The sequence below is a fragment of the Pedococcus sp. 5OH_020 genome, assembly GCF_027812955.1.
Classification (GTDB): domain Bacteria; phylum Actinomycetota; class Actinomycetes; order Actinomycetales; family Dermatophilaceae; genus Pedococcus.
This window is the reverse complement of sequence record NZ_JAPYZV010000005.1, coordinates 16,216-34,411: the sequence shown is the minus strand read 5'-3', so window position 1 is coordinate 34,411 and position 18,196 is coordinate 16,216. Positions and strand designations below refer to the sequence as shown.

The window sequence follows — 18,196 nt, the reverse complement described above, 5'->3', positions numbered from 1 at the left end:
GAGTCCCATGGCTGGTGCCGTCATCGAGTATGACGTGGAGGTCAGAATGCGCGATGGCGTCCTCCTGCGCGCTGATGTCTACCGTCCGATGGGCGACGGACCTTGGCCAGTGATCGTCGCGCGCACTCCCTACGACCGCTTGAGCTCCATCGAGATCCTTCATCTGGACCCGTGGGCAGCAGTCCGTAGAGGGTTCATCACCGTGGTCCAGGACACCCGCGGGCGGTACGCCTCGGAAGGGGACGGTCCCTGGAAGCCATTCGTCGGCGAGGACCTCGACGGGGCAGACACGATCGAATGGGCGGCCACGCTGCCCGGTTCGAGCGGCCGAGTCGGGATGTGGGGAATGAGCTACCTGGGGAATGCCCAATGGCAGGCCGCGTCCCAGCAACCCCCTTCCCTACGCGCCATCGTGCCAACCATGACGTGGCGGGATCCCGATGACGGGCTCGCGGCCCGCGGTGGGGCAGAAGAGCTTGGTCTGAACACCTTCTGGGGGCTGCTCACTGGCTTCGATGTCGTGGCACGCGAGCATTCGGACGACGAGCTGCGGCGAGCCGAACGCTTGGCCTCGATGGTCGACGACTTCGACCACCTCGCCAGTCGCACGTACTGGGAGCTACTCACAGCGATCGACCCTGTGCTGGACCGCCACGGTGCGCCATCACTGACGCGTCCAGATGCCCGGGCCGCAGCGCAGGCCGCCGACCTGGTCGACCAGGTGCAGGTGCCCAGCCTCAACATCGGCGGCTGGTTCGACGTCTTCCTCCAGGGGACCATCGACAACTTTCTCGAGATCAGCGACCGCGTGGTCGCCAAGCTCGTCATCGGACCGTGGCAGCACGTCAGCCAGGCACCCTGCCAAGGTGAGGCGGACTTCGGCGTCGCTTCGGACGGTTCGAGCCAAGGCTCGACGGCCTGGATACCCGGGATGGCCTTCGACTGGCTGCAGCACCAGCTGTCGACGGATGCTGCCGGGACAGGCGGTCAGCCGGTGCAGATCTTCGTGATGGGGGCGAACGAGTGGCGCTACGAGGCCGAATGGCCTCCGGCGCGAGCCGTAGACACTGCGTACTTCCTGGCTGCCGACGGCTCCCTCGGCAGCCGAGACACGCTCAAGCCCGGTAGCCGGCACTATGCCTACGATCCGCGCGATCCGGTGCCGACGTGCGGCGGTGCGACGCTCATGGCGGGGTTCCCTGCCGGCGTGTTCGACCAGGCACGTGTGGAGAGCCGAGACGACGTCGTGGTGTTCACCTCGGAGGTGCTTGTTCACGACGTTGAGGTGACGGGAAGGGTCTCCGCAACGCTCACCGTGGAGTCAGACGCACCAACCTGTGACTGGGTCGTGCGCCTGTGCGATGTCCACCCGGACGGGCGCTCCTACAATGTGACCGATGGGATCACGCGACTGCTCATGGAGCCTGGGGTCGCCCAAGACGTCGGCATCGACCTGTGGTCCACCAGCATGGTGTTCGCTAAGGGACACCGCATCCGCGTGCAGGTGACCTCCAGCTGCTTCCCGCGATGGGACCGGAACTTGAACACCCTGGACGGCCGCGATTCGGGCGCCATGAAGGTCGCCACGCAAACAATTCACCTCGGTCAGCACACCGGGTCGTTCATCACGCTTCCAGTGGTCCCCGGGTAACCCCAGTCGGCTGCGTCCGTCACCGGGTGCGACGCAGCTGATTCCGGTCCAACCCTAGGCGGCGGTGAAGGGAGCCAACGCGCCGAGAATGTCAGCGACCGTACCGGTTGTCCGCACGACGATGACCTCCGCGGCCTGAGCCGCACCCACGGAGTCCGCGGCCCCGCCTTCGAAGAGCTGGATGGTGCGGGCCATCGCGGTTTCGAAGTCCTGCTCAGGAGTGGTGGTCTGGCCGCGCAGCCAGCACCGGAGAACGTGGTTGTGAGTGGTCACCACCGCGCTGGCCATGAGCTCGGCCAGCAGGTCGGCGTCCGGGCCGTCGCCCATCCGTTCGCGGATGTACTCGCGAAAGGTGCGCTCGTACCGGTGCTGCCCTGCGATCTCTCGGTCACGAAGGGCCGGGACGGTCGAAGTCAGCCGGTACCGGCTTCGAGCCCGGCTGCCCTCGCCCAGGTAGTGCAGAAGCACCTGGCGAGCGGCGCCCGCCACCGCCACTGAGACACTCGGGCTCGTCGAGGCGCGCAGGTGCTCGTCCACCTCGGCGAGCAACGCGTCGTGGTCGGGAAAGATCACATCCTCCTTGGTGGCGAAGTGCCTGAAGAAGGTCGTCCTCCCCGTTCCGGCCCGCTGGGCGATCTCGTCAACGGTGGTCTCTGCGAAGCCCCGCTGGTCGAAAAGCGCGAACGCTGCATCCGTGAGCCTCTCTGTCGTGGTGCTGGTCATCTGTCCTCCTGCACTTGTCCTGTACGGCGGTACTGAGTACCATAACGATGGTATCCCGTACCGCGTGGAGGTTGAAGGATGACTGAGAAGATCGGTGTGGTCGGCTGCGGGCTGATGGGTGCCGGGGTCGCGGAGGTCTGTGCCCGTGCGGGGCTCGACGTGGTCGTCGTGGAGTCCACCGAAGGTGCGGCTCAGGCGGGCCTGTCTCGGCTGCGTAAGTCCTTGGAGCGGGCGGAGTCTCGAGGGAAGATCGTCTCTTCGAGTGAGGTCCTGGGTCGACTGGCGGTCGTGACCGACCTCGGGGCGCTGGCGGACCGTGAGGTGGTCATCGAGGCCATCATCGAGGAGGAGACTGCCAAGACCGAGCTCTTCCGTCGGCTCGATGCGATCGTGGTCTCGTCGTCGGCAATCCTTGCATCGAACACTTCCTCGATCCCGATCATGAAGCTCGGCGTGGTGACCTCACGCCCGGAGAACGTCATCGGAATGCACTTCTTCAACCCGGTGCCGGTGCTCAAGCTGGTCGAGCTCGTACCCAGCCTGCTGACGTCCACGGAGACGACCGAGCGGACGCGAGCGCTCGCTGAAGACGTTCTCGGCAAACAGGCGATCAACTGCCAGGACAGGGCCGGGTTCGTGGTGAACGCGCTGCTGGTCCCCTTCGTCCTGTCGGCCATACGAATGCTCGAGTCGGGTTTCGCGACGGCCGAGGACATCGACAAGGGGCTGGTACTGGGAGCGGCGCACCCGCAGGGACCCCTGGCGCTGGCGGACCTCATCGGCCTGGACACGACCAAGGCCGTTGCCGAGTCGCTCTACGACGAGTTCAAGGAGCCGTTGTACGCCGCTCCCCCGCTTCTTGCCCGGATGGTCGACGCCGGCCTGCTCGGCCGCAAGAGCGGCCGCGGCTTCTACACGTACGCGTGAACCGGACGACGAAAATGACCCCTGACTTCGACCTGTTCACGATCTCCGAGGACCACGAGGCGCTGCGTGAGGCCGTCCGCGCGGTTGCCAGGGACAAGATCGCTCCGTACGCGGCGGAGGTCGACGAGGAGGCTCGCTACCCGCGGGAGGCGCACGACGCCCTCGTTGCGGCCGACTTCTTCGCACCGCACATCCCCGAGCAGTATGGCGGCGTGGGCGCCGACGCCCTGGCGACCTGCATCGTCATCGAGGAGGTCGCCCGGGTCGACGCGTCCGCATCGCTCATCCCGGCGGTCAACAAGCTCGGCACGATGCCCCTGATCCTCGCGGCCAGTGAGGAGGTCAAGCAGCGCTACCTGACTCCCGTGGGAGAGGGCCGCTCGGCGTTCTCCTATGCCCTCTCAGAGCGCGAGGCCGGGTCCGACACCGCCTCTATGAGGTGCCGAGCCACGCCGGCCGGCGACGGCTGGGTTCTCAACGGGCAGAAGTCCTGGATCACCAACGCCGGCGTCTCGGACTACTACACGGTGCTGGCTGTCACCGATCCGGAGGGCGCGCGCGGCAGCAACGTCACGGCGTTCGTGGTCGAGAAGGGAGACGCCGGCTTCACCTTCGGGGAGAAGGAGCGCAAGCTCGGCATCAAGGGCAGCCCGACCCGCGAGCTGCACTTCGACGGCGTGCCCATCGCGTCCGACCGCGTCGTCGGCCAGGTCGGCGAGGGTCTCAAGATCGCGTTGCGGACGCTGGACCACACCCGCGTGACCATCGGTGCTCAGGCCGTAGGGATCGCCCAGGGCGCGCTCGACTTCGCCGTCGGCTACGTCAAGGAGCGCAAGCAGTTCGGCAAGCACGTCGCCGAGTTCCAGGGCATCCAGTTCATGCTCGCCGACATGGCTATGACCGTGCAGGCGGCTCGCCAGCTGGTTTATGTGGCGGCCGCGAAGTCTCAGCGCGGTGACGCGGACCTGCCGTTCTTCGGTGCCGCGGCCAAGTGCTACGCCTCGGACGTCGCCATGCAGGTCACCACTGACGCCGTGCAGCTTCTCGGGGGCGCAGGGTATGTCCGAGACTTCCCGGTCGAGCGGATGATGCGTGACGCGAAGATCACCCAGATCTACGAGGGCACCAACCAGATCCAGCGGGTCGTCATGGCGCGCGAGCTCCTCAGCTCATGAGGTGACGGACCGTGCGGGTCGCCACCGCAACTCGGCGCCGGGCGTCGAGCTCACGGTTCTCCTTCTTCTTGCCGAGCACCAGGTCGGGGTGAACGCTCATGCATGACACTTCGAGAGGGTTACTAGGACGTCCTGCCGCCTACTGGGACCGGTGGGCCGCCGCCAGCGAGACGTAGGAGGCTGCGTTCGCGCGGTTCCCGGCGACCTCATGGTCATTCGTCTCGCGCCGAACCTTTGCCGGCATTCCGAGCACCAGCGACCGCGGTGGAACGACCAGTCCCTCAGGCAGCAGCGCGCCGGCAGCGACGACGGACCCTGCGCCGATCACCACGTGGTTCATGACGATCGCACCCATTCCGACCAGGACGTCGTCCTCAATGGTGCACCCGTGGAGTACGGCCCGGTGGCCGACCGAGACGCCGGCGCCGATGCGCACCGCTACCCCCGGGTCGGCGTGCACCACGCAGCCGTCCTGCAGGTTCGAGCGCGGCCCGACGACGATGGCATCACCGTCGCCGCGTAGTACCGCGCCATACCAGACCGACGCCTCCGGGCCGACCGTGACCGCGCCGACCAGAGTTGCGTTGGTGGCGACCCAGGCGGTCGGGTCGACGGACACCTTCCACTGCAGGGGTGGGGTCATCACTGCATCACCTCGTTGCTTGCTCTAGGTACGTCAGCACGTGACGGTACTGCGTCCCCACGGCGCGGCTCATGCCGAGCTCGCAGGTTCGGTTACACGAGGCATGCGCGTCGGCGCCATACTCCCGGACCTCTTCGGCCTGCCGTGCGGTGGCCGACGCGGTGAGCTCGGGGTGCAGGAGACCGCGGTCGCCGGCGAAGCCGCAGCAGCCCCACGAGGGCGGCACGAACACCTCCTTCGCCACCGCGGCCGCCAGCGCATGCAGGGCGTCATTACCACCGGTGCGGGTCGAGGAGCAGGTCGGATGAAGCGCCAGACGTTCGACCACCCGACGAGGCGACAGCCGGGGCAACAGCACCCGCGCGGTGAAGGGCACCGCGTCCTCGACCACGAACGGGGCGTCGGGCAACGACTTCACCAGCCCCTCGCTGCACGACGCCGCGTCCGATACGACGGTCAGCGAACCCTCCCGGGTGGCCGCGGTCAACACGTCACGTGCCTTCGCCGCCATGACCGCGGCGCCGTCGGTGAGCCCCTTCGAGCTCCAGGGCATCCCGCAACACAGCGACGCCACTTCGTCGGGGACCCTGACCTGTACGCCGACGCGTCGGCACAGCGCCAAGAAGGCCTCGGTCGTCGGAGCGTCGCCACCGAACATCGTTCCGGTGCAGCTGGGTAGCAGCACGATCTCGGCGGCGGCGGCGCCCACCTGACGGCGGACGGATCCTGCGCCAGGAAGCTCGGATGACCACAGGGGGACGAGGTCCTCGCCGAGTACGCGGCGGCCAAGCCGGGACATCGCCGTGGCCAGGCGCGGTGCGGCGTGGGCGGCTGAGATGCCCCGCGCCGCCACCACGGTGGCGCCAGTCCAGTGCCGGGCAGCGGATCGGCCTCCCGCTTGAGCTGCACGGCCCTGCTCGGACGCGCGGAGTCGGCGCACCAGGGAGCCGGTGTCGATCCTCACGGGGCACACGGTCTGGCACATCCCGTCGGCAGCACACGTCTGTATGCCGTCATAGGAGTAGTCGGCAGCGATCGCGTCAGCTCCGGACTGGTCGCCGCTCGCTCGAAGTGCCGCTTCTGCCCGGCGGGCGACGATGCGCTGCCGCGGGGTGAGCGTCAGGTCCTGAGATGGACACACCGGCTCGCAGAAGCCGCACTCGACGCACCGGTCCACCTCGGGCTCGATGGGACTGACCGTCTTCAGGTGGCGCACATGGGCCTGCGGATCGTCAGTCAGGACGACGCCCGGGTTCAGCACCGCCTCCGGGTCGCAGAGCGCCTTGAGCTCGCGCATGACGCCGTGCAGCGCCGCGCCGTACTGTCGCTCGACGTAGGGCGCCATCACGCGGCCCGTGCCGTGCTCCGCCTTCAGCGTGCCGCCGCGGGTGAGAACCACGTCCACCATGTCCTCAGTGAACGCCGCATAGCGGGCCACGCCGGCCTCGGAACCGAGGTCCTCGGTGACCATGAAATGAATGTTGCCGTCCTTGGCATGGCCGAAGACGACGGTGTCATCCGCGTCGTAGCCGTGCGCGGAGAAGACCTCCTCCAGCGCCGAGCACGCGTCCGTGAGGGCCTCCACAGGGACGGCTACATCCTCGAGCAGAGCAGTCGTCCCAGGACGTCGGGCGCCTGCAACCGTTGCGTACAGCCCCTTGCGGACGTGCCACAGGTCGGCACGAGTGGCGGCATCCGTTGTCGTACTGACCCCGCTCAGCAGCGGCGCCGCCGTGGCGAGCAGAGCCTCGAGTGTTGCGGCAGACTCTGCCTGGTACTCCACCAGCAGAGCTGCATGAGCGACCAGCTCGACGTGGGTCAGTGCGGGTACGGCGCGCGGGTCTCGAGCCGCCAGCTGCAGCGACCGCGTATCGAGCAGCTCGATGGCCGAGGCACCGGAGGCGACCAGCTCCGGTAGTACGTCGGTGGCCGCGGCGAGGTTGGGAAGGACCAACAGCCCGGTGGCCGCGTGAGGACGAACCGGCAGCGTCCGGAAGGTGGCTGAGGATACGAAGGCCAGCGTCCCCTCCGAGCCGACTATGAGGTGCGCCAACAGCTCAGCCGGTGAGTCATGGTCGAGAAAGGCGTTGACGCCGTACCCCATCGTGTTCTTGATGGAGAAGAGCCTCTCGACCTGCGACCGCAGGGCAGCATCGTTGCGGACCGTGTCGCGCAGTCTCAGCAGTCCCGCGTGCAGCGCCGGCTCGTCGTGAGCCAGGCGGGCGTCGGCGTCGCGATGTGCCGTGTCGACGACCGTGCCGCTGGCCAGGACCAGCCGGACGGCGTCAAGGGTGTGGTACGTGTTCCCCGCTATCCCGCAGCTCATCCCGCTGGAGTTGTTGGCCACCACGCCGCCGATCGTGCAGGCCGACTCACTGGCTGGGTCGGGTCCCAGCATCCTCCCGTGGTGGCGCAGGGCAGCGTTCACCGACCGCACGGTGCTGCCGGGGGCGACTCGCACCCGCGCCCCGTCGTCGAGGACCTCGATCCCTCGGAACCCTTGGCGTACGTCCAGCAGCACGCCGTCACTACCCGCTTGGCCTGAGAGGCTCGTACCACCGCTGCGGAAGGTCACCGGCAGCGCCTCGGCAGCGCAGGCCGCCAAGACGCGCGCTACCGCGGCCTCGTCGCGCGCAACCACGACAGCCTGCGGCGTGAGCAGGTAGTGCGAGGCGTCAGCCGCGGCGGCAACCAGGTCGAGCGGCCGGTCGCGTACCGACGTCGGTTCGACGCCCCGTCCTGTCAGTCGGGACGCGACACTCACCTGTCGCCGCCGTTGCCAGCCTCGGTCAACACCAGCTCGTAGGTCAGCGCCACGGCGTTCTCCCCCGGCAACACGCGGCCGCTGTGCACGACCGCGTGGCGGTCCACCAGGTGAGCGCTGAGGTCAGCTGTCATCCGCCCCTCGACGCTCTGCACCGTCCCGTCGAGGAACATCACCTCGGTCGCCGGCCCCTCCACTGTCACGACCGAGCCGTCGGGCTGTTGGAGCCGGCCACCCACGAGCGACCCGACCTGTCCGCGCACGTGTGCCCCAAGCCAGCCCTGCGCTTCCGTCAGGCGTTCGACCACGCCGACAAGGTCGACGTTCGGCCGAATGCGACACACCACCGCGGAGACCTCTCCGCCGCCCGTATCGGCGACCCGGCGGGGCGTGAAAAGCGACATCTGCGTCTCGGGGTCGGGTTGGACCTCCACCACCACGTCGGGTCCGCCCCACACCTGCGCACGCACGCCGGAGCCGAGGACCACCTCCTCGGGATTGAGGTGGCCTGCGCGCTCGGTCCCCTCGGCGTCCACGAAGAGCGAGTGGCTGTGGCAGAACACTGCGCCGTCGCGGCGACCGACGGTGATCCCCCCGCGAATCATCCGCCCAGGCGCGGCTCCCACGTACAGCCGGCTGAAGTTCGCAACCGGCCCCCCCTCGGGGCCGAGGTCGGGGATGTAGTAGGAGAACTCGCTCAGCTCACCGCCGACGAGCTGGCCGTTGGCGGACACGCAGCCCGTGGCGTCGAGCAGCTGTTGCAGCGCCTGGAGCAGCGGGGTACCAGCGGGCAGCTCGATGTCATACCCGGTGAGGCGCGTCGGCACGCAGACGACGCGCTCGGCTGCCACCGGGCCAGGGTGCTTCAGCCGCGCTGCCCCCGGACGCAGTCCTAGCATGTCCGTGGCCATCATGTCGGCATCACCTGACCCGCACCTGCGGCCAGCGACCGGCCTTGCGGAGCAGCTCCCGCAGCACCGGCGTGGTGACCTTGCCATACGCCGTGGTGGGCAGCTGATCGACCAGGTGGACCACCTTCGGCGCCTTGTAGCGAGCCATATGCTCGCGGCACCACGCCAGCAGCTCCTCTGCGGTGAGCGCGCCACTGACCACCGCAACGGCATATCCCACCTCGCCCCACTCCGCGTCGGGCGCGCCGACGACGCCGACTGCCCGGACCTGTGGGTGGGCCAGGATCTTCTCCTCCACCTCGCGGGGGTCGATGTTGGAGCCGCCGGAGATGTACATGTCCGAGGCTCGCCCGGTGATGTAGAGCATTCCACGCTGGTCTACGACGCCTAGGTCACCGGTGCGGAACCAACCGTCGCGGAAAGCGTTGGCGTTGGCATCGTCGTTGTCCAGATAGCCGGCGAAGACTGCCGGGCCGACCACGCAGATCTCCCCCCGCTCACCTGTCGGGACCGCATTGCCCTCGAGGTCTCGGATGGAAACCGTCATCCCCGTCCGCGGGTAGCCCGCGGTGACGATTCCTTCGTAGGTCGGCACGTCGTGGTGGAGCTCGGGCGGTAGCACGGTGATCGCGCCAGTCACCTCCGCCAGTCCGTAGTACTGCTCGATGACCGGGCCCAGCACGTCGTAGGCCCGGCGCTGGTCCTGGCGGGTGATCGGCGCGCCGGCGTAGATCACCTGTCGCAATGAGGAGCGGTCGGTGTCCTCGGCGACCGCCGCCACCAGCCGGTTCAGGATGGTTGGCACGGTGAACATCGTCGACACCCTGTGCCTGGCGATGAGCGACCATGCCTGCGACGCATCGAGCGACTCGCCCGGCAACAACACCAGCCGAGCGCCCCGGGCGACATGAGTCAGCGCATGCACACCGGCGCCGTGGGAGAGAGGTGCCAGGACAAGAGTCGAGTCGCGGCTGGACAGTCCCGGCATGAGGTCGGCGAGGTGGTTGTTGACGATGAACGCCAGGTGGTCGTGGGTGAGCACAGCAGCTTTGGGGCGACCTGAGCTGCCCGACGTGAAGAAGAACCAGGCTGGGTCGCCGACCATCATGGCTGCGTCCTCTACCTGGGCGCCGCGGTGCTTGTCGACAAGTCTCCCCACATGCGGTGTCGCGTCGGTGCCCGGGCCGTCGGAAATCGTCCAACAGGGGACGGGGTGCAGCGCCTTTGCGTGCGCGTCCGCTCCCTCCTGGACCACCAGCAGGGCGGGGCGAACCACTTCGGCCAGCGCTGCTAGCTCCTGAGCGGTGAGCTTGCAGTTCGTCGGGGTCACGATGGCCCCCACGCGCCAGGCCGCGAACAGCACCGTCAGGTAGTCACGACTGTTCGGTGCATGAAGCATCACCACGTCCCCCGGGCGGAGCCCGGCCGCCGCGTAGGCGGCAGCCAGAGCGTCGACCCGGGAGTCCAGCTCTGCCCAGGTCCACACCAGCTCGCCGCGGACAAGTGCGGGTTCGTCGGGCAGGCGGGCCGCGGTCTGCCGCAGGAGGCTCGAGAGGTTGCTGGTACCCCGGGGGACGGCGGCAGTACGGGCGTGGGTCACCAGGCCTCCAGGATGCTTGCGTAGTTGGCGACGGCCGAGCCCCCCATGTTGAAAACCCCCGCCAGCTCCACTGCCTCGAGCTGCATCCCGCCCGCCTCGCCGGCCAGCTGCATCGCCGCGATGGCGTGCATGGAGACTCCTGTTGCACCGATCGGGTGCCCCTTCGACTTGAGACCACCAGATCGGTTGACGGGCAGCTTTCCCTCCGGCGAGACCAACCCCTCGTCGAGGACCCGATGGCCCTGCCCACGGTCTGCCAGGCCCAGCGCTTCGTACTGCAGGAGCTCGGCGATAGTGAAGCAGTCGTGGGTCTCCAGCAGGTCCAGCTCCAGGGTGGTGATGCCGGCCTGCTCGATCGCAGCGCTCCACGCGCGGCGAACGCCGGCGAACTCCAGGGGATCCCGCTTCGAAAGCGCCATGAAGTCGTTGGCTTGGGCGCGGGCGCGGAACCCCACCCGTCGCGGTGCGGACCGCGCGACGTCGGGGGCCGCTACCACCAGAGCGGCGGCCCCGTCGGAGATCAGTGAGCAGTCGGTACGTCGCAACGGTGGGGCGACCATCGGGTTCTTCTCCGAGACCGTGTTGCAGAAGTCGAACCCGAGGTCCTTGCGCATCTGCGCGTATGGATTGGTCACACCGTTGTGGTGGTTCTTGGCCGCGATGCGGGCCAACGTCTCGCTCGGGTCGCCGTACCGGTCCGCGTAGGCCGCTGCGATGCCGGCGAAGACTCCCGCGAAGCCGCTCTCCACGGCGGCCTCCTCGGGTCCGTAGCAGCCTGAGAGAAGGATCTCGCCGGCGCGCGTTGAGGTGACACCGGTCATCTTCTCCGCGCCTACGACGAGAGCCACCTTTCCACGGCCAGACTCGACGAAGTCGAGTGCCGCGTAGAGGGCTGCCGAGCCGGTGGCGCACGCGTTCTCGAGGCGAGTCGCGGGAACCTCGGCCAGCGCGGGCACGGCCATGGAGACCAGGCCTGCCTGGAAGTCCTGCGTCGAGAACCCGTTGTTGTAGACGCCGACGAATATCCCGTCGACCTCCTCGGGCGCGACGGCCGCGTGCTTCAGCGCGCCGGGGACGACCGACCCCATGAGTGATGCGGTGTCTGGGTGCTCGAGCTTGCCGAAGACCGAGTGCTCCCAGCCGATGATCGACGTGGCCCCCGTGCTCACTTGACGACACCTGTATGAGGGGCGGCATCCTGATCCCCGGACCCGCGTCTACTCATGGCCTGTCCGGCGATCTCGGAGAGAGTCGTCTCGGACCCGGTGGGGAGTCTTGGCATGGTCTGCCTCCTGGAGCAGCTGGGCGGCGCGCCACGGGCGACCTGGCCCGGTTCTGTGTAGCCCGACGGTCGGGACACCGTGTTATCGCCCCAACAGTGCCGTCCCAGACACCGCGCCACAACCGTCGTGTGCCGAGGGCCCGCAACGACGGCCGCAACAACTGTCGAATCCGCCCCTGCAGACGGCTGAGCACGGGAGCCCCCTCAGCACCGCGGGCAACGCAGCCTTTGGCGGATGAACGGAGCTGACGTCCGAAGTCCAGAATTCTTACATGGTGACGCTGAACACGCTCAACTAGGTTTCGGGAAACAGCTCGTCGGCCTCCGCCGGAGTATGCAGCTGCCACGAGGTGCCTCGTGTCACCCCGCGTCTGCCTTGACGCAAGGCGAGTCGAGCTGATGATGCTGTTTCCGTCCGCTTCCTGGAGGGAGTAGATCGTGTCCGTGATTTCGCCAGTGCCGACGCAGGGCCCCTTGGTGGCCGCACCAACAGCGTCGCGAGGAAGGGCCGCGCGTGCGCGTGCCGTGGTACGGCAGGTCGGGCTCGCTCTGCTGACGCTGTTCCTGATCTCCTTCATCGCGTTTGTGGCGATGAACCATTCGCCGGTGCAGATCGCCCGCAACGTCCTCGGACGGGGAGCCACACCTGCGCAGCTGCGCGCGTATGCGACCTCGCACGGCCTCGACCGTCCGGTGATGGTGCAGTACCTCAGCTGGCTGGGCCACTTCGTTCGCGGGGACTGGGGCGCAACGCTTGTCAACCAACAAGTCCGACCACTGGTACTCCCGGCCTACGTCCACACGGGCGAGCTTGCCCTGATAACCCTGGCCTGGTCGGTGTTGCTGGCCATCGCACTCGGCGTCGCAGCCGCTCGGCGCAGGGGAGCGGTCGACCAGAGCCTCTTCGTCGGCATGACCGTCCTTGCGGCACTCCCGGAGTTCGTGATCGGACTTGGCCTGATGGTCACGTTCGCGGTTCAGCTCCGATGGTTCCCTGTCTCGTCCAACGCCGTCGCCGAGGGCAGCGCCGGTGAGAAGCTCCTGGCATTCGTACTCCCCTCACTGACCCTCGGTCTTGGCGTGGTCGCCTATGTCTGGCGCATCACGCGTGCTTCGATGCTCGAGGCCCTTGCTGCGCCGTACACCAGATCTGCCATCTTGCGAGGCCTGCGCCGCCGTCGAGTCATCTGGAGGCACGCTGTGCGCTCCGCCTCCGTGCCGCTCGTCAACGCCATCGCCATCAACATCATCTACCTGATGGGCGGCGTCATCGTTGTCGAGAACGTGTTCGCGTTCCCTGGCCTCGGTCGGCTGCTGGTGCAGGCGATCGCTCAGGGTGATGCGAACCTCGCACTCGCAATCATCATGCTGTTGGGAGCAGTGTTCATCGTCCTCGGTCTGGTGGCCGACGTGGTCGTGACGTATCTCGACCCAAGACTGAAGGGTGGCAGTCGATGAGCGTTGCAGCGACTGATCCGAGCATGGACGCCGTGCCCAGAAGGTCCCGGCGCGGTGGAGTCCTCCACCCCGTGACTCACACCTGGACGGGTCGAGTCGGGCTGGTCATCGTCGCCCTCATGATGATCGTGATCGTGTTGGGTCCCGTTCTTGCGCCGCATGATCCGAACGAGCTTGCTGCGGGCCTTCCGCTCGCGCCGCCGGGCCGAGGCTTCGTCCTTGGCAACGACAACCTCGGTCGCGACGTGTGGAGCCGCTTCCTCAGCGGAGGTCGGATGGTGCTCTTGGTGCCACTGGCCGCGGTCGGGCTGGCCACGATCTCCGGCGGCTTCCTCGGCATGACGTGCGGGTATATCGGTGGCGCTCTCGATGCCGTGGTTGCTCGGGTCTTCGACATTCTGCTGACCCTTCCACCACTCCTGATCGCGCTCGCGGTCATCGCGGGGTTCGGGTCCTCCACCGCCGTGCTGGTGCTGACCATCGCACTGATCTTCGCACCCCAGATCGGCCGCGTGGCCCGCGGCACAACGCTGGCCGTCGTGTCATCCGACTACGTGCAAGCAGCCCGCGCTCGCGGGGAGCGGCGCGTCACCATCGTCGTCCGAGAGATAGCGCCCAACATCGTTGCGCCGGTGGTCTCCGACCTCGCCTTGCGTGTGACCTATGGGGTGATCTTCGTCGCGACTCTGAACTTCCTGGGCCTCGGGGCGCAGCCGCCTTCGCCCGACTGGGGACTGTCCATCGCCCAGAACCTCGCCTACGTCCAGGTGCAGCCCTACGCATCCCTGGCCCCAGTCGTCGGTGTGGCAGCACTGTCCGTGGGGCTGAACCTGATGGCGGACTCAATGGTGCGCTACGTAAGCCATGATGGCATGAAGGACTCGATGTTGTGAGTACGTCGCCAGTTGCGTTGGATATCCAGTCCCTCTCCGTTGGCTATAGGCAGCGGGACGGCTCGGTCAACACGGTGGTCAGGGACGTGGACCTGACCCTGACCCGTGGGAAGGTCCTCGGCCTGGCGGGAGAGTCCGGTTGCGGAAAGAGCACCACCGCTCTTGCGGCGATCGGCTACCGGCCTGGTGGCATGGAGGTGCTCAGCGGCACTGCTCTGCTGGGCGACCTCGACCTCCTCAGTCTTCCGTTGCCGAAGCTCCGCCGGCTATGGGGTAGCAAAGTCGTCTATGTTCCGCAGGCCTCGTCTCAGACCCTGACGCCGGCGCTCACGATCGGGGCACAGCTCGCCGAGCCGATGATGCTGCATCTGCGCATCGGTGGTAAGGAACTGCGGGCCAGGCAGCTCGAGCTGTTGAACGAGGTCGGCGTTCCCAACGCCGACGCGGCCCTTCGACGGTACCCGCACCAGTTCAGCGGCGGCCAACAACAGCGAATCAACCTGGCCATTGCTCTCTCGTGCAACCCCGAAGTGCTCATTCTGGACGAACCCACCACAGGACTCGACGTCACGACCCAGGCCCGGATCATGGGACTCCTGAAGCGAGTCATAGCCGAGCACCAGACTGCGGCACTGCTTGTCAGCCACGACCTCCCGCTCCTTGCGGAGGTCTGCGACCGCGCCGCGATCATGTACGGCGGTCAGGTCGTGGAAGCGGGGCCGGCGGCTGTTCTGCTGACCCAGCCGGTGCATCCATACACCCAAGCGCTTGTCGCGGCCGTTCCGGACCCATCGGGCAAGACCGCATTGTCGGGCATCCCTGGCGCTCCACCGCAGGGGGTCGTCGAGTCGGCTTGTCCCTTCGCTCCCCGGTGTGGCTACACCATCGACCCGTGCATCCGGGCCAACCCGGCACTGGTGAGTCTCAGCGACTCCCACAGCGCGCGTTGTGTTCGAGCGACGGAGCACATCGTGCTGACCGTTCGCGATCGGAAGCTCGAGCTGCCTGTGGTCAAGGATCATTCTCCGCTGCTGAGTGTCGAGGAGCTTTGGTGCGAGTACAGCTCGCACAGAAGCACGACACCGGTGGTCAAAGGGGTGAGTTTCGACGTGCCGCAGGGTGAGACCCTCGCCATCGTCGGAGAGTCGGGTAGCGGAAAGTCAACGCTCATCCGAACCGTTGCGGGCCTACACCCGCCTTCGGCCGGCAGCATCCGGTTCGAGGGAGCCGATCTGCCGTCGAACGCGGCCAAGCGGCGCAGGACGGTCCGGCGCGACATGCAGATCATCTTCCAGAACCCCGACACGTCACTGAACCCGCGGCACGATGTCATGAGCCTCATCGCGCGCCCCATGCAGCTGTTTGAACGAGGCCTTTCGCGGCGAGACCGAGAGGAACGGGTCCGCCAGATCCTGGCACAGGTCAACCTTCCACCGTCCATGGCGCATCGATACCCCAACGAGCTCTCGGGTGGCCAGAAGCAGCGAGTGGCGATCGCCAGGGCATTCGCAGCGAACCCCAAGCTGATCCTCGCGGACGAGATCACCTCAGCACTTGATGTCTCCGTTCAGGCTGCCATCATTGATCTCCTGTCGGCCCTGTCGGCGGAACATGGCACCTCCGTGGTGTTCGTGTCTCATGACCTGGCACTGGTCAGGGCGGTAGCGCACCGCGCCCTCGTCCTACAGCAGGGCGTGGTGCGGGAGGTCGGACCGGTCGCCCGGCTGTTCGACTCACCGCAGGATGAGTACACCCGGGAGCTCGTCAATGCCATCCCCACTGGCGGGGCCACCCGAACCGGCGGCTTGAGTCTCCAAGCGAGCGGCCTGCGGCATGGTGCCGCACCACCGGCAGATCCGGCGGCGTGAACGGATTGGTCAGAGGCCGATAGGGGCCGGCTAGTGGTGCTGCAGCCTGAGCAGCTCTCGCAGGCGCAGGCCGAGGTGCAGCGCCAACCGCGTGCGGCCGTCATCCAGATCCAGACCGGTAGCCTCCCGAATTCGTTCGAGCCGGTAGTACACCGCCGTGCGGTGTAGGTGAAGCGCATCGGCCGTCTCGGGCGCAGACCCGGCGTGGTCCAAGAAGGCCTGCACCGTCTCGATGCTGCGACCGTCTTTGTCGGACGCCACCAGGCGCTGGACCTCCTCAGGCAAGCAGTCCTCCTCCAGCTGGGCCAGCGGCAGCTGGAGCAGGACAGCGAGCTCGCCGAGGTTCGCCCATGCGACCACGGGCTGTGAGAGCAGGTCTCTGCCGGCGCGCGCCGCCAGCTCTGCCTGGCGAAAGGAGGCTCGCGCCTGTTCGAGTCCCACGGCCGAGCCGCCCATTCCCGCCACGCATCTGAAGCGACCTGCCGCGACGTCGTGAACCCGCGCGACGAGATCGCCGGCATACGCAGTCACCGTCTCGGTTCTGATCTCGGTGCGGCTGGAAAGGAGAACGAGCGCAGACCGTTCGTGCACCGCCGTGAGCCGCGTCCAAGCACCGTGCCGAGGCGCCTCGGACGCCAGCGCGTGTCTCAAGCCGGCGGAGATGTGTCCGGGGCTGCTCGGAACCCGGCCCTCGTACGCGTTGAGCTGGAGCGCCCGGACATGCCGGTCACCATGCTCACCCAGGCGAGCCGTGAGCGTCCGAACTGCCGCTCGACGAAGGGCGGGCTCGGAAGCGACGAGGTCGTCCAGAGCGTCCGAGAGTGCCTGGGCATCATCGTCCACCTCTGGTGCATGATCGCCGAACATCAACGTGGCAAGCTCCTGGCAGGCCTCTGTGAGCAGCGACATCTCGGCCGTCGTCAAGGTGCCTTCCCTGTCAACCACCATGAGCAGTCCCAGGAGCGTGCCGCGCCAGCGGATGGGAACGCAGACGCGAGTCTGCAGCCCGAACTCCGCGCTTGCTGGAATGATCCCAGCCGTCGTCCACGTCGCAACTCCGTGGGCAAGCACGTAGCCGATGGTTCGTGCGCCGGCGTCGTGCTCGAGGACAGCGCGTCGGCGTGCCTCGTCGTCGTCGCCGTAGTGCCTGCTCGCGTAAAGCAGTCTCACCTCCGGGTCGTCGATGACCACCGAACGATGCAAGCGAGCAGCCAAGTCATCCACCAGCTGTTGGACGGCGCCCACGCTCACGGCGCCAGTATCCCATGGGCTTCGACAAACTGAGCAAGGTCCCGCCAGTTCCGCTCGCCGAGACGGTAGTCACGGAGCGTCGTGTGGACGACCGTTGGGTGCGGAACGAGGGCTCCCGTCCGAGGTGTTCGCCGAAGCGTCGGGACCCGCAGGCCATAGTCGGCGAGTACCACTGGAGCGAAGCATGGAGCAAGTGACCACCCAGGGTGGCGCCACGGGCGACGACACTCGGCAGCCGGAGCAGGACCGCCCGTGGCATCCGCACTTCGACCTCCGTGGCCGGACTGCAATCGTCTTCGGCGCGGGCTCCTCGGGCTCCCGCATCAGTAATGGAGAGGCCGCCGCTCGGGCCTATGCGCTAGCGGGTGCCGCCGTAGCTGCGGTCGACGTCGACGCGAGTGAGGCCGAGCGCGTCGCCGAAGAGATCACCGTCTCCGGTGGTGTGGCGATCGCCATCAGGGCCGACGTCACCGACGAGGCCCAGGTCCAGGACGCGGTCCGCGTTGCGACCGTCCAGCTGGGTGGCCTCGACATTCTGCACAACAACGTCGGGGTGGCTCGAAGGGGCTCGGTCCTGGAGCTCGGGCTCGAAGCATGGGACGCGTCAGTTCGTTTGAACCTCACCAGCGCATACCTGACCGCCCGCCATGTTCTTCCTGGAATGCTCGAGTCAGGCCGTGGGGCCATCATCAACGTCTCCTCGACGGCAAGCATCCGTGACACCGGCTACACCTACCCTGCGTACAACGCCACCAAGGCTGGCGTGAACCAGCTGACCGTTTCCTTGGCGCTCACCTATGCGGCGCGCGGCATCCGCGCCAACGCGGTGCTACCAGGCTTGATCGACACACCGCTTGTCTCGCAGCAGATCACGAGCGATCCGGATGCCCTCGCGGCGAGACATGCCGCCAGTCCGACGGGTCGCATGGGGACCCCCTGGGACGTGGCCAACGTGTCGGTCTTCCTTGCGAGCGATGCCGCGTCCTACGTGAACGGAGTGTGCCTGCCTGTCGATGGCGGGCTGTCTGCGCGTTGCCTCTGACGACTCCT

At 67.5% G+C, this 18,196-nt stretch carries 14 protein-coding genes; 7 read left to right on the top strand and 7 right to left on the bottom strand.

Annotated elements, in window-relative coordinates:
* Positions 1–7 precede the first annotated feature (7 nt).
* Complete coding sequence (locus tag PHA84_RS10015; protein ID WP_270887964.1) at positions 8–1,651, top strand: CocE/NonD family hydrolase; 1,644 nt, start codon at positions 8–10, stop codon at positions 1,649–1,651.
* 54 nt (positions 1,652–1,705) lie between these two features.
* On the opposite strand, the gene PHA84_RS10010 is transcribed toward PHA84_RS10015, so the two are convergent.
* Positions 1,706–2,374: a TetR family transcriptional regulator gene (locus PHA84_RS10010; protein WP_270887963.1), complete on the bottom strand. Its 669-nt coding sequence runs from the start codon at positions 2,372–2,374 to the stop codon at positions 1,706–1,708.
* Between the two features lie 78 nt (positions 2,375–2,452).
* Here PHA84_RS10010 and PHA84_RS10005 point away from each other — a divergent pair, with 78 nt between their 5' ends.
* Both PHA84_RS10005 and PHA84_RS10000 read left to right on the top strand, forming a co-directional pair.
* The gene (locus PHA84_RS10005; protein ID WP_270887962.1) at positions 2,453–3,301 is read left to right on the top strand and encodes a 3-hydroxybutyryl-CoA dehydrogenase; all 849 of its coding nucleotides are present in this window, start codon (positions 2,453–2,455) and stop codon (positions 3,299–3,301) included.
* 14 nt (positions 3,302–3,315) lie between these two features.
* Positions 3,316–4,476 (top strand): acyl-CoA dehydrogenase family protein, encoded by a 1,161-nt coding sequence (locus PHA84_RS10000; RefSeq protein WP_270887961.1) that lies wholly within the window; start codon positions 3,316–3,318, stop codon positions 4,474–4,476.
* A 139-nt stretch (positions 4,477–4,615) separates the two neighbouring features.
* On the opposite strand, the gene PHA84_RS09995 is transcribed toward PHA84_RS10000, so the two are convergent.
* The 5 genes from PHA84_RS09995 to PHA84_RS09975 form a co-directional block, all read right to left on the bottom strand.
* Positions 4,616–5,119, bottom strand: coding sequence for a gamma carbonic anhydrase family protein (locus PHA84_RS09995; protein ID WP_270887960.1), 504 nt, complete (start codon positions 5,117–5,119; stop codon positions 4,616–4,618).
* A 7-nt stretch (positions 5,120–5,126) separates the two neighbouring features.
* Positions 5,127–7,883: an FAD-binding and (Fe-S)-binding domain-containing protein gene (locus tag PHA84_RS09990; RefSeq protein WP_270887959.1), complete on the bottom strand. Its 2,757-nt coding sequence runs from the start codon at positions 7,881–7,883 to the stop codon at positions 5,127–5,129.
* A complete protein-coding gene (locus PHA84_RS09985) occupies positions 7,880–8,734 on the bottom strand; it encodes a hypothetical protein (RefSeq protein WP_270887958.1) in 855 nt (284 codons plus the stop codon). Before PHA84_RS09985 ends, PHA84_RS09990 begins: the two co-directional genes overlap by 4 nt.
* 70 nt (positions 8,735–8,804) lie before the next feature.
* Positions 8,805–10,394 carry an AMP-binding protein gene (locus PHA84_RS09980; RefSeq protein ID WP_270887957.1) on the bottom strand — a complete coding sequence of 530 codons (1,590 nt, stop codon included), beginning with the start codon at positions 10,392–10,394 and terminating at the stop codon, positions 8,805–8,807.
* The gene (locus PHA84_RS09975; RefSeq protein WP_270887956.1) at positions 10,391–11,563 is read right to left on the bottom strand and encodes an acetyl-CoA acetyltransferase; all 1,173 of its coding nucleotides are present in this window, start codon (positions 11,561–11,563) and stop codon (positions 10,391–10,393) included. The genes PHA84_RS09980 and PHA84_RS09975 overlap by 4 nt, the downstream gene beginning before the upstream one ends.
* A 551-nt stretch (positions 11,564–12,114) precedes the next feature.
* Here PHA84_RS09975 and PHA84_RS09970 point away from each other — a divergent pair.
* The 3 genes from PHA84_RS09970 to PHA84_RS09960 all read left to right on the top strand — a co-directional run bounded on the left by PHA84_RS09970 (position 12,115) and on the right by PHA84_RS09960 (position 15,895).
* Complete coding sequence (locus tag PHA84_RS09970) at positions 12,115–13,134, top strand: ABC transporter permease (RefSeq protein ID WP_270887955.1); 1,020 nt, start codon at positions 12,115–12,117, stop codon at positions 13,132–13,134.
* 71 nt (positions 13,135–13,205) lie between these two features.
* Positions 13,206–14,027 carry an ABC transporter permease gene (locus PHA84_RS09965; RefSeq protein WP_270887954.1) on the top strand — a complete coding sequence of 274 codons (822 nt, stop codon included), beginning with the start codon at positions 13,206–13,208 and terminating at the stop codon, positions 14,025–14,027.
* Complete coding sequence (locus PHA84_RS09960; RefSeq protein ID WP_270887953.1) at positions 14,024–15,895, top strand: dipeptide ABC transporter ATP-binding protein; 1,872 nt, start codon at positions 14,024–14,026, stop codon at positions 15,893–15,895. The genes PHA84_RS09965 and PHA84_RS09960 overlap by 4 nt, the downstream gene beginning before the upstream one ends.
* Positions 15,896–15,925: 30 nt before the next feature.
* Here the strand turns inward: PHA84_RS09960 and PHA84_RS09955 are convergent, their stop codons facing one another.
* Positions 15,926–17,146, bottom strand: a complete 1,221-nt coding sequence (locus PHA84_RS09955; RefSeq protein ID WP_270887952.1) for a PucR family transcriptional regulator — start codon at positions 17,144–17,146, stop codon at positions 15,926–15,928.
* A gap of 184 nt (positions 17,147–17,330) precedes the next feature.
* Here PHA84_RS09955 and PHA84_RS09950 point away from each other — a divergent pair, with 184 nt between their 5' ends.
* Positions 17,331–18,188 carry an SDR family NAD(P)-dependent oxidoreductase gene (locus PHA84_RS09950; RefSeq protein WP_270887951.1) on the top strand — a complete coding sequence of 286 codons (858 nt, stop codon included), beginning with the start codon at positions 17,331–17,333 and terminating at the stop codon, positions 18,186–18,188.
* Positions 18,189–18,196 lie beyond the last annotated feature (8 nt).